Source organism: Exiguobacterium sp. s102 (genome assembly GCF_018618635.1).
GTDB classification, from domain to species: domain Bacteria; phylum Bacillota; class Bacilli; order Exiguobacteriales; family Exiguobacteriaceae; genus Exiguobacterium_A; species Exiguobacterium_A oxidotolerans.
In genome coordinates, this window is record NZ_JACSML010000006.1 from 110823 (window position 1) to 135357 (window position 24535).

The 24535-nt window shown below is 48.7% G+C and carries 25 protein-coding genes; 7 read left to right on the forward strand and 18 right to left on the reverse strand.

Annotation, left to right across the window (positions count from 1 at the left end; all coding sequences use genetic code 11):
• Positions 1–55: 55 nt before the first annotated feature.
• Positions 56–1771, reverse strand: coding sequence for a thiol reductant ABC exporter subunit CydC (cydC, locus tag KNQ02_RS13410; RefSeq protein ID WP_214808848.1), 1716 nt, complete (start codon positions 1769–1771; stop codon positions 56–58).
• Positions 1768–3498, reverse strand: a complete 1731-nt coding sequence (gene cydD / locus KNQ02_RS13415; protein WP_214808851.1) for a thiol reductant ABC exporter subunit CydD — start codon at positions 3496–3498, stop codon at positions 1768–1770. Before cydD ends, cydC begins: the two co-directional genes overlap by 4 nt.
• Positions 3499–3709: 211 nt before the next feature.
• On the opposite strand from cydD, the gene KNQ02_RS13420 reads away from it, so the two are divergent.
• Both KNQ02_RS13420 and KNQ02_RS13425 read left to right on the forward strand, forming a co-directional pair.
• Positions 3710–4192, forward strand: a complete 483-nt coding sequence (locus tag KNQ02_RS13420) for an Rrf2 family transcriptional regulator (protein WP_088836043.1) — start codon at positions 3710–3712, stop codon at positions 4190–4192.
• Between the two features lie 14 nt (positions 4193–4206).
• Positions 4207–4590 carry a nuclear transport factor 2 family protein gene (locus KNQ02_RS13425; RefSeq protein ID WP_088836042.1) on the forward strand — a complete coding sequence of 128 codons (384 nt, stop codon included), beginning with the start codon at positions 4207–4209 and terminating at the stop codon, positions 4588–4590.
• 51 nt (positions 4591–4641) lie between these two features.
• Here the strand turns inward: KNQ02_RS13425 and ypfJ are convergent, their stop codons facing one another.
• Positions 4642–5487 (reverse strand): KPN_02809 family neutral zinc metallopeptidase, encoded by an 846-nt coding sequence (gene ypfJ, locus KNQ02_RS13430; protein WP_214767639.1) that lies wholly within the window; start codon positions 5485–5487, stop codon positions 4642–4644.
• 208 nt (positions 5488–5695) lie between these two features.
• On the opposite strand from ypfJ, the gene KNQ02_RS13435 reads away from it, so the two are divergent.
• The 3 genes from KNQ02_RS13435 to KNQ02_RS13445 all read left to right on the forward strand — a co-directional run bounded on the left by KNQ02_RS13435 (position 5696) and on the right by KNQ02_RS13445 (position 10093).
• Positions 5696–7219 carry a methyl-accepting chemotaxis protein gene (locus tag KNQ02_RS13435; RefSeq protein WP_214770548.1) on the forward strand — a complete coding sequence of 508 codons (1524 nt, stop codon included), beginning with the start codon at positions 5696–5698 and terminating at the stop codon, positions 7217–7219.
• Between the two features lie 272 nt (positions 7220–7491).
• Positions 7492–8607 (forward strand): glycosyltransferase family 4 protein, encoded by a 1116-nt coding sequence (locus KNQ02_RS13440; RefSeq protein ID WP_088836039.1) that lies wholly within the window; start codon positions 7492–7494, stop codon positions 8605–8607.
• Between the two features lie 151 nt (positions 8608–8758).
• Complete coding sequence (locus KNQ02_RS13445) at positions 8759–10093, forward strand: sugar phosphate nucleotidyltransferase (protein WP_214805658.1); 1335 nt, start codon at positions 8759–8761, stop codon at positions 10091–10093.
• Between the two features lie 130 nt (positions 10094–10223).
• On the opposite strand, the gene KNQ02_RS13450 is transcribed toward KNQ02_RS13445, so the two are convergent.
• Positions 10224–10859: a peroxiredoxin-like family protein gene (locus KNQ02_RS13450; RefSeq protein WP_088836037.1), complete on the reverse strand. Its 636-nt coding sequence runs from the start codon at positions 10857–10859 to the stop codon at positions 10224–10226.
• A 64-nt stretch (positions 10860–10923) separates the two neighbouring features.
• A complete protein-coding gene (locus tag KNQ02_RS13455; RefSeq protein ID WP_088836036.1) occupies positions 10924–11967 on the reverse strand; it encodes a YcjF family protein in 1044 nt (347 codons plus the stop codon).
• Between the two features lie 123 nt (positions 11968–12090).
• On the opposite strand from KNQ02_RS13455, the gene KNQ02_RS13460 reads away from it, so the two are divergent.
• Positions 12091–12696: a hypothetical protein gene (locus tag KNQ02_RS13460; protein WP_214802742.1), complete on the forward strand. Its 606-nt coding sequence runs from the start codon at positions 12091–12093 to the stop codon at positions 12694–12696.
• A gap of 149 nt (positions 12697–12845) precedes the next feature.
• On the opposite strand, the gene KNQ02_RS13465 is transcribed toward KNQ02_RS13460, so the two are convergent.
• The 8 genes from KNQ02_RS13465 to KNQ02_RS13500 form a co-directional block, all read right to left on the reverse strand.
• On the reverse strand, positions 12846–13325 hold the full coding sequence (locus KNQ02_RS13465; protein ID WP_088836034.1) for a GNAT family N-acetyltransferase: 480 nt from the start codon (positions 13323–13325) through the stop codon (positions 12846–12848).
• Between the two features lie 62 nt (positions 13326–13387).
• Positions 13388–14089, reverse strand: a complete 702-nt coding sequence (locus KNQ02_RS13470; RefSeq protein ID WP_214767611.1) for a YjjG family noncanonical pyrimidine nucleotidase — start codon at positions 14087–14089, stop codon at positions 13388–13390.
• A gap of 3 nt (positions 14090–14092) precedes the next feature.
• On the reverse strand, positions 14093–14563 hold the full coding sequence (locus KNQ02_RS13475; protein WP_214767609.1) for a DMT family transporter: 471 nt from the start codon (positions 14561–14563) through the stop codon (positions 14093–14095).
• A gap of 12 nt (positions 14564–14575) precedes the next feature.
• Complete coding sequence (locus tag KNQ02_RS13480; RefSeq protein WP_214767607.1) at positions 14576–15244, reverse strand: Crp/Fnr family transcriptional regulator; 669 nt, start codon at positions 15242–15244, stop codon at positions 14576–14578.
• 12 nt (positions 15245–15256) lie between these two features.
• Positions 15257–15682 carry a DMT family transporter gene (locus KNQ02_RS13485; protein WP_214767605.1) on the reverse strand — a complete coding sequence of 142 codons (426 nt, stop codon included), beginning with the start codon at positions 15680–15682 and terminating at the stop codon, positions 15257–15259.
• Between the two features lie 143 nt (positions 15683–15825).
• Positions 15826–16164 (reverse strand): zinc ribbon domain-containing protein YjdM, encoded by a 339-nt coding sequence (locus KNQ02_RS13490; RefSeq protein ID WP_088836029.1) that lies wholly within the window; start codon positions 16162–16164, stop codon positions 15826–15828.
• Between the two features lie 288 nt (positions 16165–16452).
• Positions 16453–17304, reverse strand: a complete 852-nt coding sequence (locus tag KNQ02_RS13495) for a PPK2 family polyphosphate kinase (RefSeq protein ID WP_214808854.1) — start codon at positions 17302–17304, stop codon at positions 16453–16455.
• 77 nt (positions 17305–17381) lie between these two features.
• Positions 17382–18239 carry an SDR family oxidoreductase gene (locus KNQ02_RS13500; protein WP_214802723.1) on the reverse strand — a complete coding sequence of 286 codons (858 nt, stop codon included), beginning with the start codon at positions 18237–18239 and terminating at the stop codon, positions 17382–17384.
• A gap of 126 nt (positions 18240–18365) precedes the next feature.
• Here KNQ02_RS13500 and KNQ02_RS13505 point away from each other — a divergent pair, with 126 nt between their 5' ends.
• Entirely contained in the window at positions 18366–18695 is a 330-nt protein-coding gene (locus KNQ02_RS13505) for a winged helix-turn-helix transcriptional regulator (RefSeq protein WP_214808857.1), read from the forward strand.
• 38 nt (positions 18696–18733) lie between these two features.
• On the opposite strand, the gene KNQ02_RS13510 is transcribed toward KNQ02_RS13505, so the two are convergent.
• From KNQ02_RS13510 to glmS, 5 genes are all read right to left on the reverse strand, one after another.
• On the reverse strand, positions 18734–19723 hold the full coding sequence (locus tag KNQ02_RS13510; protein WP_214808860.1) for an NAD(P)/FAD-dependent oxidoreductase: 990 nt from the start codon (positions 19721–19723) through the stop codon (positions 18734–18736).
• 67 nt (positions 19724–19790) lie between these two features.
• Positions 19791–20687 carry a phosphotransferase family protein gene (locus tag KNQ02_RS13515; protein ID WP_214805633.1) on the reverse strand — a complete coding sequence of 299 codons (897 nt, stop codon included), beginning with the start codon at positions 20685–20687 and terminating at the stop codon, positions 19791–19793.
• Between the two features lie 125 nt (positions 20688–20812).
• Positions 20813–21373 carry an isochorismatase family protein gene (locus KNQ02_RS13520; protein ID WP_214808864.1) on the reverse strand — a complete coding sequence of 187 codons (561 nt, stop codon included), beginning with the start codon at positions 21371–21373 and terminating at the stop codon, positions 20813–20815.
• Positions 21374–22010: 637 nt separating this feature from the next.
• Positions 22011–22346 carry a hypothetical protein gene (locus KNQ02_RS15670; protein WP_251135088.1) on the reverse strand — a complete coding sequence of 112 codons (336 nt, stop codon included), beginning with the start codon at positions 22344–22346 and terminating at the stop codon, positions 22011–22013.
• Positions 22347–22427: 81 nt separating this feature from the next.
• On the reverse strand, positions 22428–24224 hold the full coding sequence (gene glmS / locus KNQ02_RS13530) for a glutamine--fructose-6-phosphate transaminase (isomerizing) (RefSeq protein WP_214808867.1): 1797 nt from the start codon (positions 24222–24224) through the stop codon (positions 22428–22430).
• Between the last annotated feature and the right edge of the window lie 311 nt (positions 24225–24535).

Genomic DNA, 24535 nt, shown 5'->3' on the forward strand with positions numbered 1-24535 from the left:
CACGAAAAAACAGGATCCGCTGGCGCCGTTCGTGGCACAAGTGGATCCTGTTTGTTTAACGTGCGATTTGATCCGGCGTAAAGACGGATTGTTCGACTTGTTTTAATGCGTAGAAGGCACCTTGTCGGTTCATCAACTCATCATATGTTCCGACTTCGATGACTTGTCCCTGTTCCATGACGACGATTTGATCCATCTGTTCAAGACCCGCGAGACGATGGCTGACGAGTAACACGGTTGCGTCTGTCGCACGTGCGAACAGTTGACGTAAAATCATCTGTTCCGTCAAGGCATCGACGGACGATGTCGGTTCATCCAGCAAGTAGAGCGGTGCTTCGCGTAAGAAAATCCTGGCAATCGCGAGGCGTTGTTTTTCGCCTCCCGATAGATTTTCCCCTTTCTCGAGCACCTTGTCAGCCAGACTAAACGTCAAATCAACCTGCCGCAACGCCAATTCCATCGCTTCATCCGTCGCTTCCTCATGTGCGAGCTGCAAGTTTTCACGAATCGTTCCGTAAAAGAAATGATTCTGTTGCAAAACGACATTCGTTTGTCGCCACAAGGCTTCCGGATCGATTTCCGCTCCATGGACACCAGCAATCGTGATTCCGTCTACCGGATACATCCGGAGCAACAGTTGGAGCAAGGTCGATTTTCCGGAGCCACTCGCGCCGACGATCGCCGTCTTCGAGCCACGAGGGAATGTCACGCTGACGTTACGGAGGACGGGCCGGACTTCACCCGGAAATGAAAACGTGACGTCCGTTGCCGTAAGCGTCGGGGCAGCGTCCAGTTCAAACGGAGGATATGTCGGCATGACTTCGTCCGTTACGACGTCATCGAGACGCCGTGCAGCATGGCGGCTATCTTCGAAGAAGCCGGGTAAAATCGCCATCGGTGCCGCATTTTCGAATACCGTCAGTGATGTCATGACGAGCAACGCAAGGAAGACACCATCGAGTTGACCATCCGCGACGAGGTAAGCGCCCAGTCCGAGGACGAGCCACGAGATGACTAACGTCACCAGTGTATTGAGCGCCAGGTTCGAGACGGCATGCAGTCCGTTTCGCCGTTCTTCTGCAACATAGCGGGCTGCGACTTCGTTCAGTTCCGTCTCTTTGTTCGCGAGTTGCTGATAGATTTTTAAGTCACGGTAGCCTTGGAACAACTCTGTCACTTCCGTCGACAGTTCCCCGCGCCGCGCGCGAACGGTCCGCGCGAAACGCTGTTCCCGGTAAGCGAACCAGCCCGGGATGATAAATCCCGTCAAGAGCAGTCCGAACACGAGGACGAGCGCGACACTGAGTGAGAAGAAGCTGACAAAAAAGATTGTACACAGAAAGACGAGGACGAGAATGATCGGCGGATAGACGACACGTAAAAACGTGTTCTGCAGACTCTCGACATCGCCGACGATTCGCGCGAGCAAGTCACCGCTCCGGTACTTCGCGAAGATGCCCGGCGCAAGCGGTTCGAGCCGTTTGTAAAACGTCGTCCGTAAATCACTCAAAATCGTAAACGTTGCCCGGTGCGAGTAATAACGCTCCGCATACCGACTGACGGCACGCGTCAGGCTTGATATTTTTTGCAAGGCAATCAGTACAGCGAGTGTTTGAATCGGTGGCAACAGTGCCGCCTTCGAAATCAGGAAGCCGCTTGCTGCAAACAGACCCACCGCCGTGACGCCGGCAAGAACACCAAAGAGAATCGAGAGGACGATATCCCGTTTCTGGTGCAGCATCAATCGAAAAATACCCATCAATTCTTTCATCGTGTTTCCTCCCCTCGTTGGACGGCACGCATCCGTGCGTATTCCGAATCCCGTGCGAGTAACGCCTCATGTGTGCCTTGGTCGACGATCCGGCCGGCCTCTAAAATGACGATGTTGTCCGACTGTTCGATCGTATGCAGACGGTGTGCGACCGTGATGACGGTCGCCGTCCGTCCGAGTTCCTGGATTGCCTGCTGTAACAGGTGTTCCGTCTTAACGTCGAGTCCCGTCGTCGGTTCATCGAACAGGATGACGTTCGGCCGTTTCAAGAAGGCACGGGCGAGTGCGACCCGTTGTTTTTCGCCACCCGATAGACCGCGCCCCCCTTCACCGATTCCGGTGTCGAGCCCGTCCGGTAAACTCGCAATCAGTTCCCCGAGTCCTGCGGCAGCTGCCGCACGCTCGATGTCTGTCCGCGTCGCCTCCCGTAATTCACCGATGGCGATGTTGTCGGCGAGTGTCCCCGCATACAGGTAAGGATGCTGCGAGATATAGCTGAGCTGTCCGAACCAGCTCGTTTCCGTGATTTGTGCGCGTGGCTGACCATTCAGGAGCACTTCGCCGTTCTTTGGATCGGCCAGTCCCGCGAGTAACTGCAGGACGGTCGACTTCCCGGCACCACTTCGTCCGATCAAGGCGACTTTTTGGTACGGTTCGATGCGCAGCGTGACGTCGGTCAGTGCAAACCGCTCGTCCTGATACGTAAAGTCCACGTCTTTCAGTTCAATCCGCGGTGGTGTCGCGGACTTTAACGCCTCCGTTCCGAACGTTACGCCCCGGTCGTCTTGCGTCAGTTCAGACGCAATCTGTTTCGCCGCCGCAACACTGCCCCGTCCGGTATGGAACGCTGCCCCCATCTCTTTTAAGGCCAAATAATACTCCGGTGCAAGCACGAGCATCAAGAAGGCTGGAACAAAGGTGATGCTTTGAAATAAAATCAACCGGAGACTGACCTCAAGCGCAATCATCCCCATGCTGAGCATCGAGATGAACTCAAGCATCAACGACGACAAGAAGGCGAGCTTCAGCACGGTCAGCGTCGCATCGCGGAAGTCGAGACTACTCCGTTCGATGACGTCCTGCTGTGCTTTCGCGCGACCAAACAACTTTAACGTCGTGATGCCTTGCAGCGTATCGAGGAAGGTTCCGGAGAACGCCGTCATCTTCTCGAGCTGCGTATCGGCACGTTTTTGCGTCATGATTCCGATGACGATGTAGAACAGTGGAATGAATGGTGCCGTGATCATCATGACGAGTCCCGTAATCCAGTCATAACTGAATGCTGCGATCAGCACCATCAAGGGAACGATCGACGTCTGGATGACTTTCGGCAAGTATTGGCTGTAATAGCTGTCCATCTCATCGACCGCGTCAAGCAACACACTGACCTTTTGTCCCGACTGTCCTTGCGACATCACTTCGACGGAACTCATCGTATACTTCGCGACGAGCGCCTGGCGAATGTCTTGTTTGACACGTGCCGCGAGAACCGTCCCGAGCCGCCCGTTCCAGTACGTGACAGCGACCCGTAACATCAGCATGAGCAGTAAGATACCGAGTAGCGGAACAATTGCCGCAAAGGCGTCCCCTTGGAGAAAAATGCGGTCGACGATGATGACGATCAAGTACGATTGACCGATGACCGCAATCCCCATCAGGACAGCCGCCAGCATCAATTGCAACATGATCGTACGTGGAATCGAGATGATTCCTTTAAGTGGATTCATATAAAAACGCCCCTTCACAAATTGTGAACGACTTTTAGTGAATATTTTCACATATCGTACATTCAGTATACCGAATCCTTCGTTTAGTTGCCATGAGAATGCCGCTCCAAAGGTGTGACGGTTTTGTGAGAAGCGTTTTACTCGACAAAATTGCTAACGTCCACTATTATAGACAATAGTTATCTACGTTATACAGAAAGGGCGAATTACCATGCAAATGAAAACCGGAGTCGAACAATCCGTCTACGCGATGCTGTTACTGACCTTTTTGCCGGAGAAAGGACTTTTACCCGGTGAGTTCATCAGTCAGCAGCTCGGCGCTTCACCGACGTACTTTCAAAAACTATTGCGTAAACTCGTCAGTGCCGACCTCCTTCTGTCTGTCCCGGGGGTCAAAGGCGGTTTCCGACTGAATCAACCTTCCGATCGGATTCGTATCTTTGACGTCTACGAAGCCATCGAAGGAAAACAATCCCTTTATGCTTCAAGTGGTGTCTTTGAAGACTTGATGGGCATCAAAGAACAGAACGTCCGCCTCTTATCTAACTTGATGACGGAAGCGGAAGATGCTTGGCAATCGACCTTAAAACGTGAAACGATTGGATCGCTCCGACAGGAAATCGACAGGAACTGTCCCCCTGACCACTTAACGACATTGCAAGCCTTGATTGAACAACAAATGATTCGCAACTAAAAGGAGACTTACGCATGACTACACTTGACCGCTACTTTGAGTTATTTGACGCTTCCCGGACCGATGAACAGGCTTTTAGTGACCTCTCTTCCCTCTTTTCGGACGACATCACGTTCGTCTTGAGTGGACAGGAACAACATGGCATCGACGCCTGGAAAAAATTCGTCCGCCTGGTCTTCACTGCCAACCAGGACATCAAGCACATGTATGAAGCCTGGCTCCCGTCAGCAGATGGCGATACATTCGAGACACGCTGGGCCGTCTGCGGCAAGCGGGCTGACGGAGCGGTCTTCACGCAGGACGGGACGGATATCGCCCGCCTTGATGCAGACGGAAAAATCGTCTACCTCGCCAATGTGCCGGATGATGCGAAGATGTTTAACAATTACAACGACTAACCCAAAGAGACCGTTCCCCACTCGGAACGGTCTCTTTTTGAAGTCATCCGCTTATAAGTTTGCTGCTTCGAACGTGTCGCCGCCTTCAATCGTTCCGTTATCAAAACCTTTTTGGAACCAGCTTTTCCGTTGTTTCGATGTCCCGTGCGTAAAGCTTTCCGGCACGACGTATCCTTGACCTTTTTTCTGAAGGGTATCGTCACCGACGGCATTTGCAGCACCAAGCGCTTCTTCAAGGTCGCCTTCTTCCAACAAGTTCTCCCCTTGCGCGTGATGTGCCCACACGCCGGCATAATAATCTGCCTGCAGTTCGAACCGGACGAGGTATTTATTGAATTTCTCTTCGCTCATCTTTTGACGGAGCGGCATGATCTCATCTGACGTCCCGAGTAACGTCTGGACGTGATGACCGACTTCATGGGCAATGACGTAAGCCATCGCAAAGTCGCCAGGCGCCCCGTACTTAGTTTGTAATTCATCATAAAAACTTAAATCAATGTATAATTTCTGATCGCCTGGACAATAAAAAGGACCGACCGATTTTCCGGCTTGTCCACACGCTGAACTGACTTGGTCGGTATAAAGGACAAGTGTCGGTTCTTTGTATGTCATCCCGTCTTGTTTAAACTCCTTCGTCCAGACACGTTCCGTATCGGCGAGCACGACCGAGACAAAATCGGCGGCTTCTTTTTCTTTCGCTGTTTCTTGATAGCCTGAGTTCGTCCCGCTCTCTGAACCGGATAAATCCCCAAGCAAATCAGCAGGATTCCCACCCATCAACGTCACGACGATCAAGATGATGATGCCAAGTCCACCTCCGATTCCCGCGATTCCTTTCCCACCCATTCCCCGGCGGTCTTCTACGTTTGAACTTCGTTCTCTTCCCTTCCACTTCATGCGGCTTCCTCCTACCAATTTCGATGTTTTTATATACCCGTTCAGGCATTTATTCATGCCACGTTCTTTTAGAAAAATAATGGATGTGCATCTAACTTTTTTTCCAGTCAACAAACACATGCGTGCAACCGATAGTCTTGATACGTCTACCAAAACAGGACTTTGTCTTTGTTTTAGTTTCAACTAGAAATCGGAGGAATTTTATTTTATGAAACGTCATCAACTCATGCTCAGCATCACGTCTCTTATCGTCGTTTTATCTTTAATCGTCCATGGACTCCACCGCTTCACAACGTTTGGAGAAGGCTACTCCCTTTTACAGGGAAAAGGACCAGCCGCGTCGCTCGCTATGTTAACGGTCGTCGCGCTGATTCCTATCTTTTTTCTCTTCGCAGCTGTTATCCTGTACCGCCTTAATCCGCAGAGTAAACAGGTCGCCATCCTCTTGACACTGACGCTGACATTCGCAAGCATGTCAATCATCGCCGGTGGAGAGGGTCTCGTCGAATATCACTTCTCGATTTTCATGGTTCTGGCATTGATTGCCTATTTCCGGCGAATCGATTTAATTCTAATCAGCACGGTATTATTTGCGATTCAGCATCTTGCCGGATTCTTTTTTGCACCGACGCTACTGTGCGGAACGACCGGGTATCCGTTTAGTTTGTTGCTGATTCATGCAGTGTTCTTAGTTTTAACGAGCAGTGCCCTGATCATTCAAGTATTCGTTCAAAATCGTGAACGTCACGCGGCGCACGCACGGGAAACGGAAGCAAACACGTTAATCACGAACGTCAGTCAACAAATCGAAGCACTGGTCGGTCATTTAAAAACGAATACGACACACTTGAAGCAAGCTGCTGCAAACTCAGTTGTCGTCACAGATCAGATTGCTACTGCCATCGAACCGATCGTCGACTCTGCCGACGGTCAATATCAATCGATGCAACATGGAACGAATCAGTTACAGCAAGTCAATCAAGCAATCGCGACGATTCAAACACAGATGGCGACGACGGCAGACACAGCCGTCCACATGACAGCCACCGCACGTGAAGGAAATGAAGAGATGCAGTCGATGGAACGCCGGGTCGAAGCAATGGTCGAAGCGACGAACCGCTTAAACGATTCCGTCGAGACGATGACAGGACGCTCCGATCAAATCCAGACGATTCTCGCGAGTCTTGAAGCAATTGCCGGGCAAACGAACTTACTTGCACTCAATGCAGCGATTGAAGCTGCGCGCGCCGGTGAAGCGGGACGCGGCTTCGCCGTCGTTGCGACCGAAGTCGGGCATCTCGCCGTCCAGTCACGAAGCTATGCCAATGAAGTGACGGAAGTGTTAGAGGCTCTTGTCGAAGACACAAACCAAATCAAGGCAACGGCCCGAGCGTATGCCGAGACGTTGACGGAAAACCGTCAGATGACGAAACGCGTCGGTCAGACCTTCGCTGATATTACAGGAATGATTCAAGATGTCGAACAGCATATTCGCTCGATTCAAACAGCACGCCAAGGTGTCGGTACGCAAATGCTTGAAATCGGTGAACGCATGGATACGACACGTGTCGCCTCGCTCGAGGTACGGCGCGGGATCGAATCTACAGCTGCAGGACTCGAAGAACAGGCTGGTGTCCAACACGAATTTGAAACGATGACCGATTCACTCAATCAAATGACCGATTCGCTCGAACAACTCGTCGATAAATTAACGAATCATGTTAAATCCTAAAAAGCAGGTCCCTTCGTTAACGGGGACCTGCTTTTTAAAATTAAATGAAACCCTTCTAGGAATCTGCGATCCCTACCTCGAATAACTAATTAAGACTGACAGTATTAAAGAAAAATCCCTGATATTATACTGCAGAGTCTTGCGGTGAGAAAATGGACTTCAGATGACGTTGTCAGCTCTCACCTCCCTTTAAATAGCGAGGCGGTAGCTTACTCGCCCTTTCGAGACCCTCTTTTTGAATGGACCTACTACACGTATAGGAGGACATGATAATGAAACCACACCTCTTATTTTTGTCTTGGCGTGATATTAAACATCCGAAAGCAGGCAGTGCTGAAGTTTTCATTCACGAAGTATTGAAACGGGTTGCCGAAGATTATCGCCTTACCCACATCTCACCTGGCTTTGATGGTGGTCACGACGTTGAATTTCTTGATGGTGTCACCTATATCCGACGCGGAACAAACGCAACGGTCCTTCTGTATGCTTTTCACTATTACCAGATACATGCATCGACAATTGATCTCGTTGTCGATCAAGTCAATACCCATCACTTTTTCACTCCGCTTTATGTACCACGAGAAAAACGTGCCCTATTCATTTATCGACTAACACGTGAAATTTGGAAGATCAACGTCAACCAACCGTATGCCTGGTTAGGAGAACGGACGGAAACGCCCCGCCTCCGCCTCTACCGGAACGATTTGGCGGTGACTGTCAGCAAATCGACCACTGACGATTTAATCGATGTCGGATTCGCTCCAAAACGAATTACGATTTTACCGGCAGGAATCAATTTCACCCCATGGCCAGAGATAGACTGGAAAAATAAAGAAGAAAAACCGACTTTTCTTTACATTGGTCGTATGTCCGCCTATAAAGGAATCAACGATGCGATTAAAGCGTTCGTCATATTCAAACAGGAGTTTCCGGAAGCCCGTTTTTGGGTGATTGGTGAAAAAGATGAGACCTACATTGAAGAGCAACTAAATCCTCTTCTTCCGGAAGAAATGCGTCAAGATATTACCTATTTCGGCTTCGTCAGTCATGAAGAGAAACTTGAGCGAATGAGCCGGGCGACCGCTTTATTATTTCCATCAAAGCGCGAAGGCTGGGGGTTGGCAGTCAGTGAAGCTGCTGCTGTCGGGACGCCATCCATCGTCTATCATGCTCCCGGTCTTCAAGATGCTGTACAGTATGGATTAGCTGGATATATGACAACGTTCCAGACTCCAGGCGCATTAGCCATTGAAATGCGATCATGCATTCGGGATACAGAACAGTATGATACGATTCGTTACGCCTCTTACCTTTTCGCAAAAACACGCCACTGGGACTATACCGGATCCCGTTTTCGGGAATGGATACAGAAAACGTTGACTCGATGACTAATGGTTTCTTAAAAGACCATTAGTCTATAAGTGAATTATGTGTTTTCCACTTTTCAACTCAGAACATGTCTCAATTGTCCAAAGAAATAGGAACTATTATTCATTTGCATAAATACAGTTAACCGTTTCATTGAAAGGATGGATTGGCATGTACATTTTATTATTGTCTGGCGGGTCCGGAAAAAGATTATGGCCCCTTTCAAATGACTTAAACTCAAAACAATTTTTACGCATTTTAGAAGACCCGTCCGGGAAAAAACAGTCCATGATTGAACGTGTTTTTCTCCAACTTCAAGAAATCAAGTTAGCTGAACGCACTCTGATTTCAACAACAAAATCACAGCTCGATGCTATCGAGCATCAATTAGGTCCAGATGTCGCCGTTATTTGTGAACCTTCGCGTCGTGATACGTTTCCTGCCATCATGCTTGCAACAAGTTACTTAGCTGAAAACATTGATTCGACAGAGACAATTGTCATCATGCCCGTCGATTCTTATGTAGATATGTCCTTCTTCGAGAGGTTTAGTTTACTCGATACGGCTGTCCAATCCCATCCTGACGCGTTGCATTTAATGGGTGTCGAACCACTTCATCCAACCTCAAAGTATGGTTACATTATTCCAGAAACAGCCAATCAGATGGCACGGGTAAAGAAGTTTCAAGAAAAGCCGACAATCATCTTAGCTGAACAATTAATTAAAGAAGATGCACTTTGGAGTTGCGGTGTCTTTGCTTGCCAACTCGATTTTCTTATTAAACAATTGTTTGCTCAAAACGTTCCTACCACCTACTGTGATCTACTCCGCTCTTACGACTCTCTTGAAAAAACATCTTTTGACTATGCGGTTGTTGAAAAAACGGAACTGATTTACGTACATCGGTATGAAGGTCCGTGGAAAGATCTCGGAACCTGGAATACGTTAACGGAGGAAATGCCGAGTGTTCTTCATGGAAATGCTCATCTTCTGAAATCAACAAATACACATATTGTAAACGAACTTCAAATTCCAGTTCTCGGAATTGGATTGGATGATTTAATAGTTTCCGTTAGTCCTGACGGTGTCTTGGTTTCTTCTAAAGAAGAAACGACCCATTTAAAAGAATATCTCGTCCACCAAGACCGACCTCCACAATTTGAATGGAAACGCTGGGGCTATGCGACAATTTTGCATCAACAATTACTTGAAGATGGACGATATGCAATTACACGACGCTTGCACATTAAAGCAAATCATCAAATCAGTCATCACTATCATGAACATACCGCCTCAACCTGGAGCATTCTTAAAGGAAGAGCGGAAGCAATCATTGATGGTAAACATCAGACGCTTGAAGCACCATCGGTTGTCCACATCCCCCAAGGCGTCTCACATACATTAAGAACGGTAAATGACTTAATTATGATTGAAATCAAACACTCCGTCGATTGGACAGAAGAAGACAACTATCCATTTCCAACCTCATTTCCCACTCAAGATTAATTCGTTTTTTATACTGTAGTTCTTTTTAAAATAATTCCGTCGCATACATCAAACAGCAGTCCTTCGTCTTATGAACGAAGGACTGCTGTTTACGAATAGAAAAATAAAGGAGTTGATCATTTATAACATTTTAAAGTTTTGAGATGATCGTTAACGGATCAACACGTTGCGTGTAGTCAGACGGAACGTCAGCAAACGAAATTTCACCTGACGGCTGAATGATGAACGTTGCTGGTTTCGGTAGCTGCCAGTCTTCATTCCCGTTATGTCCGGCAACGTCCAGCCCTGATTCTTTGTACACTTCAACTAAATAGTCCGGCATCTCGAAGACGAGATCAAATTGCCCTGCGACGACATTATCGACGTCACTGAGGACAGCGAACTCTAAGTCATTTTTTTCTTGCGTCGAGAGTGAATGATCCGGTGTCTCAGGACTGATTGCGACGAGTGTCGCTCCTTTTTCCTGAATCTTCGCCAGTTCACGTTGGTACGCACGGAGCTCTAAGTTACAGTACGGGCACCATCCGCCACGATAGAACGTGACGATGACGGGACCTTGTTCAAGTAAATCCGCTAAAGCGACGGATGTCCCTGCCGCGTTCGGTAGCGTAAAGCGAGGTGCCTCATCTCCGACAGCTAATCCTTTTGCTCCGTTTGATGCTGCGAGTTCTTCTGTTGCTTGCGTCATCAGCTTCTGCTTTTCAGCCGGTGCTTTTTGACGGAACTGTTCTTGATACGCTTGAATTTCTTCTAATAATGTAGACATGACAATCCCTCCCTGTTGTTTTTCATAGCATAACAGGGTATTTCAAAAAAGACTGAGATTATGCTCACTCCGATTTTTTTCGGAATCGTTTCACAAATCCTATCAGACTTTCCGGTGTCAGTTCGAGTTTGTTCTCGTACGCATATTTTGTTCCGTAACCAAGTGCGAGTGTCGCCGTCGAGGCGATACCCGCTCCGAATACAGCCCCGTACCCGGGCACCATCTTCGCCAGTTGGCGAAAAGCCGTTTTTCCTGAATTGCCGACGATCGTCACGACAAGTAACTCTTTCGCACTTTCTTTCGATAAGTTCCGTTCATATAAGTTCGACAGCTTCAGCATCAAACCGATTTGAATCGACGTCAACGGAATGATATCTGCGCCCGGGAACGGGACCGCTCCGATTGCACCAGCCGCCGTCCCGGCCCCGACAATCCAGTTGTTAGCGACTTTCCCCCGTAACGAAGGATCGATTTCGCGGACAAACAGATTATCCTTGTCGAACTTTTTTAGGATATCGAGGACCTCACGCCGCAACCGGTCGATATTCGTCCCATCCTTCGCTGATACAGGGACAAGGGTCGGTCCCGGTAACTTCGTTTCGATGTGCCGGGTGACGGTCTCTAAGTCGTTCGTCGCATCAATCTTCGTCACGACGATGATGATGTTTTTATTATGGGCATAAATCTTATTGAAATTTTTTGTTTCCGTCTCCGATAAGACGGTCCCCGCTGCATTCAAGAAATACAAAATAACATCCGCACTTTCGTAAAACTGCCACGTCGTATCTGAATTCAAGCTGTTCGCGTCATTGAGTCCCGGCGTATCGACGAAGATGACTTTATCTTCCGGGTGCTGCCGAATCTGATCGATGCGTGTCGTTTCACCCGGTTGCGCTCCGACCGTCGCGACGTCACGCCCAAGAATCGCATTTAATGTCGACGATTTACCGGCATTGACGTCGCCAATCAGGGCGACGGTCACTTCTTGATTAAGCGACTGGTTAAAGTCGCGCCGTTCTGCTTCAAACGATTGGTCAAATACTTCCTCAAGCTTTGATTTCCGTTTCTGTTCATTCGTCTCAAGTCCCTCACCAAAAAAGTCGTCCATCGTTACCCCTCCTGAAAATATGTGCTGTCAGTCTTTTCCCGTTCTTCATTGAAATCATCCAAGGAAAACGATAAGCTTGATGATGGATAATGTTTCCAACACACGAAGGAAGGGGCTTCTTCTATGAAAAACTGGATGTACATATCACTTGCCGCCCTTATCTTGACAGGGTGCAGCCAAAACCACGATCAAATCGAATCCGCTACGAAAAAAGTACCTGTCACCCAGGCCACTTCTACCTTCACACTCTCCCCCCTACCCGTTACAGAAGGGGAAGAAAAATTTGCCACATTTGCCAACCAACAGATTGGCGCCGTTCAGCTAAAAGGAACATTAAAGGCGACCCACTGGCTAAAAGGTGTCGAATATCTCCCGGACAAACAAGAACGGGTACTGTTCTCGATGGAACTTGAACCGAAAAAGTACGATACCACGATCCGGTTTTCCCAGTCTTTCTCGGATGATCTGATTCAATTCGGGATTGATGTCGGTGATACAGTACTCTTCGGTGACGATACGTTTACGCATCTTGATGATTACATCGTTCGCGGTGCCGACTTCCGCTCAAAAACGGCTACGGCGACCCCTTATAATCTTTTGATGGTCTATCATCTGTCAAAAAATAAAGAAATGCGCGGGTTTAATTTAAATGAGGTCACGCGTCCCGCTGACGTACCACTCAAAAAAGGAGAGCGGATTTTCGGAATCGTATTATCCAATCAGAAGTAAAGCAGAACCCGTCCCACACTTCTAGTTCAGACGGGTTTTTCCTTGTCCTTTCATGTCGTTCTGAAACGAATAATTCAACAAAGAGTGGCAGACTCAATCGCTGCCACTCTTTGTTGTATAGAAACTGACTTTTGCGTCAGCCCCATTTTTTAAATTTCACTTCTCCGCTCGAGTAACACGGTATCCCGCCAGACACCAGCCAACTGTCCGATTCGTTCCCGACGACCGACTTCCCGGAAACCGAACCGTTGATGGAGTTTGAGGCTGGCGATGTTTTCCGGAAAGATTTGTGAATGCAACGTCCAGATGCCTGCTGCTTCACTCGACGTAATGACCGCCTGCATCAATACCGTCCCGACTCCTTTTCCCCGTGCGTCTTCATCGATATACAAACTGACTTCGGCAACACCGGCATAGGCCGGAATCGACGAAAATGGACTGATGGCGATCCATCCGAGCATTTTCCCGTCTTTTTCCACCACAATCCGGCTGTGTATGTGGTGATGGGCATCCCAGTAGTCAAACGACGGTACTTCCGTTCGGAACGTCGCATTTTGTGTCTCGATTCCTTGCTGGTAAATCCGACCGACTTCCGGATAATCTGCTGCGGTCATCGCTCGTAGATTCATGACAACCTGCTCCTTTTCTAGTCTTTTATCGCTTCGCGTCAAACGATCTTGACATATTTTCGTTATCGAACTCGTTCCGTCGTCCGCAACACATCAAGCAACTGTTCGAGCCGTTCGATGGTGTAGGTCGGTGTCAACTCACTCGGAGCCGTTTCCTGACCCGGGTTAAACCAACACGTATCAATTCCGGCCGAAATGCCGCCTTGGATATCTGCAGTCAAGGAGTCGCCGATGAGCAGTGTTTGCTCCGGACGGAATTCCGGAATCCGGTCGAACACATACGTAAAGAAAGCACGCATCGGTTTTTGATAGCCCGTGTCTTCGGAAACAAAAATCTGATCGAAGTACGGCAACAGTCCTGAACCAGCGAGCCGTGCATGTTGTGTCCGCGAGACACCGTTCGTCACGACGTAGAGTTGGTAATGTCCTTTTAACTGCCCGAGTAATTCGTGTGCTCCGTCAATCAAATCCGTTCCCTGACCGAGATACGTCCGGTAGCGCTCATCCATCTGTTTCCCGTCGACCACCCATCCCTGCTCTGCAAAAAACGTCACGAAACGTTCCGAGATGACTACGTCTCGCGTCACTTCCCCCCGTTCGAGAGCTGCCCATAAGCCTTTGTTAATGGACCGGTACCGGGTTTCACGTTCTTCCGTCCATTCGAGCTGTTCGTCCGCGAATAGTTTTCGTAGCGCCCAGCGTTCCGTTGCGTCAAAATCAAGTAAAGTATGATCGATATCAAAGAGTAATGTTGTATAGTTCATCCGTCATGCTCCTTTTCGTAAGATCCGTTTTTCTGTCAGATTCCCGCCGAGTTGGAACAAAAGCACCCCGCCGCCAATCAAGAGAACGCCGACTGCCTTCGTCCACGTGAAGGCGACCTGTTCGAGACCGAACCACCCGAGCGTGTCCCAGAGCAGCGCAAAGAGGATTTGTGAGACCATGACGATCGAGATGGCGTAGCTCGGTCCGAGTTGCTGAACGCCTTGCGTCACAGACAGGACGACACCGACACCGATGATGCCGCTGAACCAAAACCACGGCTGCATACCGGTCAAAGAAAAAAGTGCCGTCCCTTCAACGAGCAGTCCAATCGTCAGCGAAGCGAGGAAACCGAGTCCAAGGACTAACGTCGTCGTTGCCCACGCCCCGACCCGTTCTTTGACTTTTGCGTTAAAGGTGTTTTGCATACAGACGAGCATCCCGCCAAATAAGGCGAGTAAAATCCCCAGTGTCATCGTGCTTGCCTCCTATTCATAAATACTTTCCCCGACACGTTCCATTAAACCCGCGCGGTCGATGATCTCAATCGTCCGTTTCGTCCGGTCAATTAATCCATCCCGGCTGAACTGGAGCAATACCCGGTTCAGGTGCCGGTAGCTCGTCCCGATCAAATCCGCTGCATCGACTAAATCCGTGACCGGCAGGGTTTGTTTTTCCGGTGTCATCGATAAAAGATAACTCGCGAGCCGGACTTCGACCGGATATAAAAGATTAAAGCTCATCGAGTGCGATTTCAGTTCGAACTTCATCGTGATCGTCTCGAGCAAAAAACGTAAGAATGCCGGATTGTCCGTTCCTGCTTGTTCGAGTGCCGCGTAACTGATCCGGAACACTCGGACCGGCGTTACAGCTTCGACCGTGTTCATCAAGGGGATACGGCGGACATATTCGATATCGCCGATCAGATCGAACGGATGCTTGAAGGAAAGAACGAGCCGTCGTCCGGCCGCTGACATATGCGTGATCTTCAACTTTCCTTCGACGAGCAAATACAGCTGTTTCGCGTCATCGCCCTGCTGGCACAAGTATTCGCCCGGTTCGACCTCGACACGTTCGAGATGACGGCGTAAGCGCTCGTCAAAGACATGCGTCAATTGAAAACGGTCCAAGTATGTCGCAAGTCGCTCATCCTCCACGCGAATCCCTCCTTATAGTTTCAAGATTAAGATACCGCCGACCATCAACAAAATTCCGATGACTTGCGGCAGCTGCAACCGACGTTTCATCATTCCGAACCAACCGTTCCAGTCAATCAAAAGGGCCAGACCGAGCTGGGCAATCAAAAAGAGTGAAATCGTCAATGTCACACCCATCAAATGCACGGCTGTGATATTACTGAACAAAACAGCCGCCGCCAGTGCGCCTCCTGATAGATAAAGCGGCTTGACGTGGCGCATCTCTTGAAACGTCCGGTCGCGTAAAGCGAATGTGATCAATAAAGCGACGATGAAGCCTGTCATTTGGGTCACAGTCGCCGCTTGCCAGGTCCCGATGCCATCACTGATTCGGGCATTGGCGACACTTTGGAGCGTCAGAAAAAAACCGCCGCTGATTGCAAAAAGGATGCCTCGCATCTGTATCGCCTTCCTTTCGTTATCTTCTTTCATCCTATCCTAAAACGACGGTGGATGATTGATAAAGGACATTTGTCCTGAACATAAATTCATTCGTCGAACATACAAAACCGCCATGTCGAACTGACTGGCGGTTTTTTACATCAGATTTTTTTAACGAACTCGGATTTCAGCTTCATTGCACCTAAGCCATCAATCTTGCAATCGATGTCGTGATCTCCATCGACGAGACGAATCCCTTTGACACGGGTTCCTTGTTTGACGACGAGCGATGTGCCTTTGACCTTCAAGTCTTTGATGACCGTAATCGTGTCGCCGTCATGCAATTCGTTTCCGTTCGCGTCACGGATGACCGCCGTCTCTTCCGTCACGTCCGCTTCAGCCTGCGTCCATTCATGGGCACATTCCGGACAGACGAACAGATTTCCATCTTCATATGTATAGCTCGATCCACAGTTCGGACAGTTTGGATATTCAGTCATGCGTGATTCCTCCAAATCGTTCATCGTTTCTTCCCTGTTTAGTATAACGTGTCTGACAAAAACGAAAATAACAAATTAAAAAAATGCTTAGACAACCTCTTATGAAGCGTGAATATGCTAGAACGAGAGGCAATCCGTTCGCGCTGCCCTGTCTCGCCTCGTCTTCAAAGCGGCACGTTTCGTTGACTCCTACGGGGGGGAAGAAACGAAACGTGACGCTTTATCTCCCGATAGAACTTTGTCTACAGCCTAAAAAACCGTTCATCGTCTGACGATGAACGGTTTTGATTATTCATTTTCCAGCTTTTTGATTGCTTCATCTAGTTTTTCTTGATCCTCGTCCGACACTTCAGGATACTGCGGATCGACATCACGTAAAACGTCGTTCATGACTTCTGTCACGATGTAACGTCCGAACCATTCATCATCGGCCGGTAGCACGTACCATGGCGCATTTTCCGTTGATGTGTTTGAAATCAAATCGGCAAAGATGTCTTGATACTCATCCCAATGTTCCCGTTCTTCAACGTCACTAAAAGAAAATTCAAAGTTCTTTTTCGGATCTTTCATCCGTTCGAGCAACCGTTCCTTTTGTTTGTCCTTCGAAACATTGAAGAGAAACTTGACGACACGGACGCCGTTCTCGACCAGGTACTGTTCGAAGTCATTGATTTGCCGGTACCGCATCTGCCAAACGTCTTGATCGTTCGGGAGTTCTTCCTCCTCAAGCAGGTTATGAATACGCGGTGCGATGACATCTTCATAATACGAGCGATTTAAAATGCCGACTTCTCCCTTGGCCGGCAACCCGTCATGAATCCGCCATAGAAAATCGTGTTTTTGTTCTTCTTCTGACGGTTTCTTGACCGAGATCGTCTTTAAGCCTTGGGCATTCAGGTTTGAAAAGATATAGCTGATCGCTTCATCCTTCCCACCGGCATCAATCGCCTGCAGGACGACTAAAATACCTTGTTTTTCTTCTGCATGAAGCCGCCAGTGTAGCTCTTTCAATTCCTCGACGCTCTCTGGAATGTATGTCTTGAGTAATTGTTCTTCAGAAATCCGGTCCGGATCAGATGTTTGGTAATCAGCTAAACTGACGTTCGCATCCGGAGCAACTCGATATTTTTTGATGTCCATTTGAATCCTCCTCTAACTTTCGCTCACTCTCAAAAGAATACCCTGAGAAGGACTTCGGAAAACCCGTTCAAATGAACTTATCTTTTAATCAATCGTTCTAATGCATTGTTGATTACGACAGGCGGGCGACCGAGAATTTGTGCAAAGTCCTGACTTTCAACAGCAAGCGTATCGTTTGCAATCCCTTCTTGAATCGAGACAAGCATCGGGATGAGGAAGTCCGGGAGACCCGCTTGTTTCATGATATCAGCATACGTTGCTACATCCACTTGTTGAACAGTGACAGGTCGAGCAAGAACCGCTCCGAGTGCCTCGGCGATTTCTGTTTGTGTCAACAATGGACCCGACAGTTCATAGATAGCTTGTTTTGGAGCATCTGTTGTCAAAACAGTAGCGATTGCTTCTGCATAGTCGTCCTGCAACGCCCAGCCGACTTTTCCGTCACCCGCTGCTGTCAACCAGTCTGCTCCGTTACGTACAGCGTCAATCGTCGCCTGCTCGTTTTCAAGATACCAGTTGTTCCGGAAGAAAATATAAGGGATACCTGTCTGTTCAATCAATCGTTCTGTTACCTGGTGCGTCCGTGCCAAGAAATTTTGACTTGCTTGTGCATTGGCAATACTCGTGTAGGCGATCAGGCCGACGCCTGCAGCCTGCGCTGCCTCGATTGCTGCCGTATGTTGCCGGACCCGTGTAGCTTCTTCCCCGTCCGTTGAAATGATCAACAAACGATCAATCCCTGCAAAGGCCGTTGCTAACGTAGTTGGCGCATCAAAATCTCCATGACGGACTTCGACACCACGTTCTTTGAGATTCGCTGCTTTTTCGACATTTCGGACACTGACGACAAGGTCGTCCGCACTGATCCGCCCTAACAGATGATTGACAATCTTAGTTCCTAATTTTCCAGTTGCTCCTGTAATCAATAGCTTCATGGGTATTCGCTCCTTTTTCTATCAAATGCCTATCCTGTACCTAATCTTATTACAGGTGGTACACTAATCCTAGTAGGCACCTTTTAGATACTTGGTCACCTAAACAGAACCTTTGGAGGACACTAAATGAATCTTACCGAACAGCGGACGGCTTGTCCGGTCACTCATGTGCAAACCATCATTTCTGGTAAATGGAAAATCCTCATCCTGTGGCATCTCAAACAAGGAACACAACGCTTTGGTTCCTTACAACGTCTGCTGCCCAGGATTTCTAAGGGCATCTTAGCACGTCAACTACGTGAACTTGAGCAGGATGGCATGTTGCTTCGAAAAGTCTACCGGGAAGTCCCGATAAAGGTCGAATACTCATTGTCCGACACGGGACTTAGTTTTTTGCCGATTTTAGATGCAATGGCTGCTTGGAGCCTGTCGCACATTTCAGAATCTGATCAATAATAAAGGAGTATGCCATGTCGCATACTCCTGCTTTTACTTCATTTCATCAGAACGTGTTGCTTAAAATGCGCATCGATTGTCGCTGCGACCCGCAGACCGGATATGACGGCACTCTCAACCCGTGTCCGTCCCGAGGCATCATCCGCTTCAAGGAAGGCATCCCCGGCAAGCCACAGCGGATGGTGATTCAGTTTTAGAAACGGCGTGCGGAAGACATCGCGTGCCTGGGCGTAACGCCATCGTTTCAACTGACGGGAGATGAGTTCGACGGGACCGAGTTGTGCTTGCAGGAGCCGTTCGATTTCAGTGAGCGTCTCCGCTTCCTTCTTGTCATACCAGGCTTCACTCCACTCACCCGTCATGTAGACACTCAGTAACGGTGTCGCCGAGATTTCTTTTTCTGCGTTGTTGACAAGCTTCAGCATCCCGGGGACAAGTCCTTCGTCCGCCAGACCGACCTCCCCAATTTCGAGCGGTTCTTTCAGTTCAAACAGGCCGACAAATGTCGGTTCGAACGTGACACGGTTTAACGCTGTATGATCGGCTGCATCAAGCGTCAGCCGGGACGCTTCCAGTAAGTCATAGGCTTGCGGAACCGGTGCTGTCACGAGCATCGCGTCATAGACCCGTGTCCGGCTATCTGCAATCGTCCGCAAAACCGTGTCCGCTTCAATCCGTACGACCTGTTCGTTCAAGTGGACCGGAATCCCGCGTGCAATCGACTGAACGAGTTGATTCATCCCGTTAATCGCGATATACCGTGGAAAATCATCACCGAACCATTTCCGAATCAATCCGCGTTCGAGCCATTCATCGACTTCCTGCGCCAGTTCATCCGTCCGGACGGTGAAAAAGACAGCTCCGTGGTCCGCCTTTCCCTGATCGATTCGTCGTGTCGCCATGCGTCCCCCGACACTTTGGCTTTTTTCGATGATCTCGACCTCGTATCCTTCGACTTGTAATTGACGGGCAGCGAACGTCCCCGCAAGTCCACCGCCGATAATTCCGATTCGTTTTGGTTGTTCCATCTGATACATCCCCCTCCACTTGCTTCATTTCCACAAGTATAGCGGTTCGCTCGTCAAACGACGTCTTTTAACGTTCTTCGAATATGCTCGTCCGTTCGAGTTCAATTAACAAGCGGGCATGGTTGTTGTCAAAAAACTGTTGGTGCTGCGCTAATCCACGCTGGACGCACCAGCCGATTCCCGTCAGTGCTTCAAACAGACGGTAGTACGGCAAATAGACTTCAATCGGTTCCGGTGTCCGAATTTGGCCGTATCCGTTTTGATAAGCACCCAGCAGAGCGCTGCCACCTTGGAAGACATCCCGGTCGAGTTTCGTGAAGTCGATCTCCGTCGCTCCGAAACGTGAAGTTTCAAAGTCGATCAGTCCAGTGAGGTTTCCGCCGTCTGCGAGCAAGTTCCCGAGCCTGAAATCGAGATGAACGGCGACCGGACGCGAGGGTTCCGGTAACTCACGTTCACGCCGTTTTAATTCTGTAAAGGCGGCTTGATAAAGGACAGGCGGCAAAACTTGTTGAATCGCCGGCTCGAATGAGGTCATCTTCGCATTTCGGAAGACACGCCAGTCCTGTGAGGTAAACGCGGTGAAGCCGTTTTGTTCAAAATCACCATAGGTCTCATGCGTACAGGTATGTAAAGTCGCGTGAAGCCGTCCGATTTGTGTGGCTAGTGTCGGTGTCACCGTCTCGATTGTCGCACCGACTAATGCCTCCAGTACGAAAGCTCCCGTCGTCTGCGGCGTTGGCGGCGCTTCTGCAAGGATTTTCGGAACGGCGACACGGTCGGCCAAATACGTCAGCCATCCGTGCTCCCGGTACCATTTATCAGCCGTATAGGGTCGCTTTAAAAAAACAGTCCGACCGTCACGCAGAACCAGCCGGTCGACTTCGGAACTGTACGAATCCGTGACGGAAAAAATCTCTGCTACATCGAGATCAAACGATTGAATCCACTCTTCGCGGGTCATAATGCATCCCCCAGTCGTTTTTCAAGGATTTCGGGCAGTCCGTCAATTGCGGCTGTATCGAGCATCTGATAGGTTAAATAAACAGTCTCTTTTATCTTTCGCAGTTCAATCATAACTTCACTCCTTTATGTTCTGTGCTGATCGTGGATCGGTTCAAATAACTTCTCCGATGAGGGGCGGACAAGTGCAAAATGTTCGACATTGTAGTGACCGTGCAAAACTTGATTGTGATGGGCAATCATCAACTCCGCCGATAAAACATCGGAGCCGTTCGTCGTATGTCCGTCAGCAACGAGCGTCACATCAAATCCATTGACGGTTGCACTGCGGACCGCGGTATCGATGCAGTGTTCCGTCTTACAGCCGAGGATGACGACATGTTCGATTTGTCGTTCATTCAGATACTCAAGCAATGGTGTCCCGTGAAACGCATTCGTTGCGGCTTTATCGAACGTCACCGCCTGATCTGGAATCTGAATCGAGGCGTGCACCGCAAATCCCGGTCCGTTTCCGTCCGCGACATCAAGATCCCGGATGAAGACAATCGTATGAGCATGATTCCGTGCTTCTTGCACGACTTGATTGATGACCTGACTGACGGCATCTTTCGCATGAACCCCTGACTCTTCTGCCGTACCTTCGACGAGATCCTGTTGAAAATCAATGACGAGTACCGCTTGTCGCATCTGAATGTCCCTCCTTTTGGTTTCTTTACTTTTCTTCTTTCCCTTCCCTACTGGAAAGTCCTGTTTTTCACAAGAGATTTTAAGCTTTGCGAAACTTTTGATTGACTTGATGCGTTGAATAAGATGATGGAAAGGATGTTACATATGGACCTATTGCCACTCTTTTTCGTGATTTTCGTAATTGTCTTAGCTGTTAATCTGTTTCTCGATAAGATAATCATGAACCGGCGCCTTTCTCGGAACGTCTTCATGAAGAATCTCTTCGTCTGCTTTTTGATTTCACTTGTTTTGTTAAGCTTCTTCTATCTTCAGTCCATGATGAACTAACAAATAGACCGTACACTCTCTGTTGAGCGTGTACGGTCTATTGACGATTACTCGATTTCAGTATTTCTACTGCTTTGTTACCTTGCGTAAACGGTAGTATTTTGTAAGTCGAAATCCGACATAGGCTGAATCCCCTAAGAGTGGATAAGATGTCCGCTGATATATATTCCAGTAGCTGATGATGCGACACTCAATCCGTGTCATGTAAACATCATTTGCTTGTAGAAAGGAACACAGATTTTCCTCAGGCCACCTCTCTAAAATCGGTTCGATTCGTTCTAGAATTTCTCTTACATATTCCCCAGTCAATTCAATCAGATAAAGCAACACCCAGTCTGTATCCGCCTGTTCTTCTTGTAATCGTTGAATGAACATATTTCTCGCGGATATAACCATTGTGATGGCGCGTATACAAGCAATAGAGCAGCCACCGTTGTTGTTTCGTCAACGTCTCGATTTTCACCTCTGGTACTTCATCCAAGTACACGCGAGACGGCAAATTCAACTTTTCTTGCCAATACGCGATTTCAATCGTCCCCCACGTCACCGGTCTAAACAATCGGTGTGGGAAGAGACGTCTCACAGCCTCCACGTCTCCTGCACAGGATTGCGGAAAAGCTTGGAGCCAGTTTGTTTTCATCTGCATATGTGTTTCACCACTCATTCCTTCAGTGCTAGGTAATAAAAAAGTCATACTCCAACTGGAAGGAGTATGACTTGAATGTTTTTATTCGACTGTTACTGACTTCGCCAAGTTACGTGGCTTGTCGACGTCGCAATCACGGCCGAGTGCCGCGTAGTACGAGATCAACTGAAGTGGTAAGACTGAAAGTAATGGTGACAAGAGCGGCTCGACTGACGGGATGACGAATGCATCCGTCGGCAATTCGAGACCTTCTGAAGCGATGACACATGCGTTCGCGCCACGTGCGACGACTTCCTTGACGTTGCCTCGGTTGTTGAGGTGAACGTGCGGTTGTGTCACGAGGGCGATGACCGGTGTGTTGTCTTCAATCAAAGCGATTGGACCGTGTTTCAATTCGCCGCCAGCGTACCCTTCTGCCTGGATGTACGAAATTTCTTTGAGCTTGAGTGCCCCTTCCATTCCGACATACGCATCTTGACCACGGCCGATGAAGAAGGCGTTGCGTGATTCAGACAAGTATTCTGCAGCGATCTCTTGGAACCGTTCTTTTTGTGACATGACGGATTCCATTGCGCTTGAAATTTTACCGAGTTCTTTCATGAGATCGAAGTTGACGTCGACGCCTTTTGCTTGAGCCAGGTCAAACGCGAGGACCGCAAGAACAGCAATTTGCGCTGTGTATGCTTTTGTTGAGGCAACTGCGATTTCAGGACCGGCATGCAACAAGAGTGTTGCGTTTGCTTCACGTGAAAGTGTTGATCCCGCGACGTTCGTGACCGTCAATGCTGGGTGACCAAGTTTTTTCGCTTCAACGAGAACGGCACGGCTATCCGCTGTTTCACCTGATTGTGAAAGGAAGAGGAAGAGTGGTTTCTCTGTCAAAAGTGGCATGTTGTAGCCGAATTCAGACGAGATGTGGACCTCTGCCGGAATCCCAGCGATTTGTTCAATCAATTGTTTCCCGATCAAACCAGCATGGTAGCTTGTTCCGCAACCAATGATATAGACGCGGTCACGACCAAGGACTAAATCACGAACCGACTTATCGAGTGTGATGTCGCCAGCTTCGTTTTGGTATTTTTGAACGATGTTCCGGATGACCGCTGGTTGCTCATCCATTTCTTTAAGCATATAGTGCGCGTATGTGCCTTTTTCGATATCAGAAGCATCGATTTCAGCTGTATACGCGTCACGCTCTTGGACGTTTCCGTCTAAATCCTGGATTGTGACACTGTCACGCGTTAAGATGATCATTTCACCGTCATGTAACTCAACGAACTGATCCGTTACTTGAAGCATGGCCATTGCGTCAGACGCAACGACGTTGAACGTGCCGTCTCCGAGACCAACGAGAAGTGGTGATTTATTTTTTGCGATATAAAGAACGTCCGGGTTTTCTGCATCGATTAAAGCGAGCGCATACGAACCGTGGAGCACGCGAAGTGTTTGACGGAAGGCTTCCGTGACATCACCTGTTGCGTCAAAGTTCTTTTCAATCATCTGAACGATGACTTCTGTATCCGTGTCGCTGAGTAAATCGACGTTAAGTTCTGCTTTTAACTGCTCATCGTTTTCGATGACACCGTTATGCACGAGTGTAAAGCGTGATGATGCACTTTGGTGTGGGTGGGCGTTCGGAACACTTGGTACACCGTGTGTTGCCCAACGTGTGTGACCGATTCCTACTGTACCGTCTGCTTCTGCAGGGACGACTTCGCGTAGCGCAGCGATGCGACCGACTTCTTTATGAACCTGAACGCCGTCATTGACGAACGCAAGACCTGCCGAGTCATAACCGCGGTACTCGAGTTTTTCGAGACCCTTTAGTAAAATTTCTTTCGTGTTAACTTCTCCGATCATACCTACGATTCCGCACATATTGATTCTCTCCCATATCAAGTATTTCCCTGAAGAGGAAACGGCTCTTGTCGAGAGTTATCAGCACTTGCTTGTTTGTCCGTCTAATCACTTAGACGATTTCAAGTAAGTTTACGGTACTGATAAGGTACCGGGAGGCATCCGCCGAATGATTCGATAAACCTCCACCTCGTCAGCTGCCTATCACATAGTCAGCCCTGGCGCTTCTGTTTCTGTCCGACTCCGTTTCTGTCCGACTTTACAATCATACGAACTTTAATTGGAAAAAGCAAGGAAGGTAACGTATTTGTAACTATTCCCGATATCTTTCT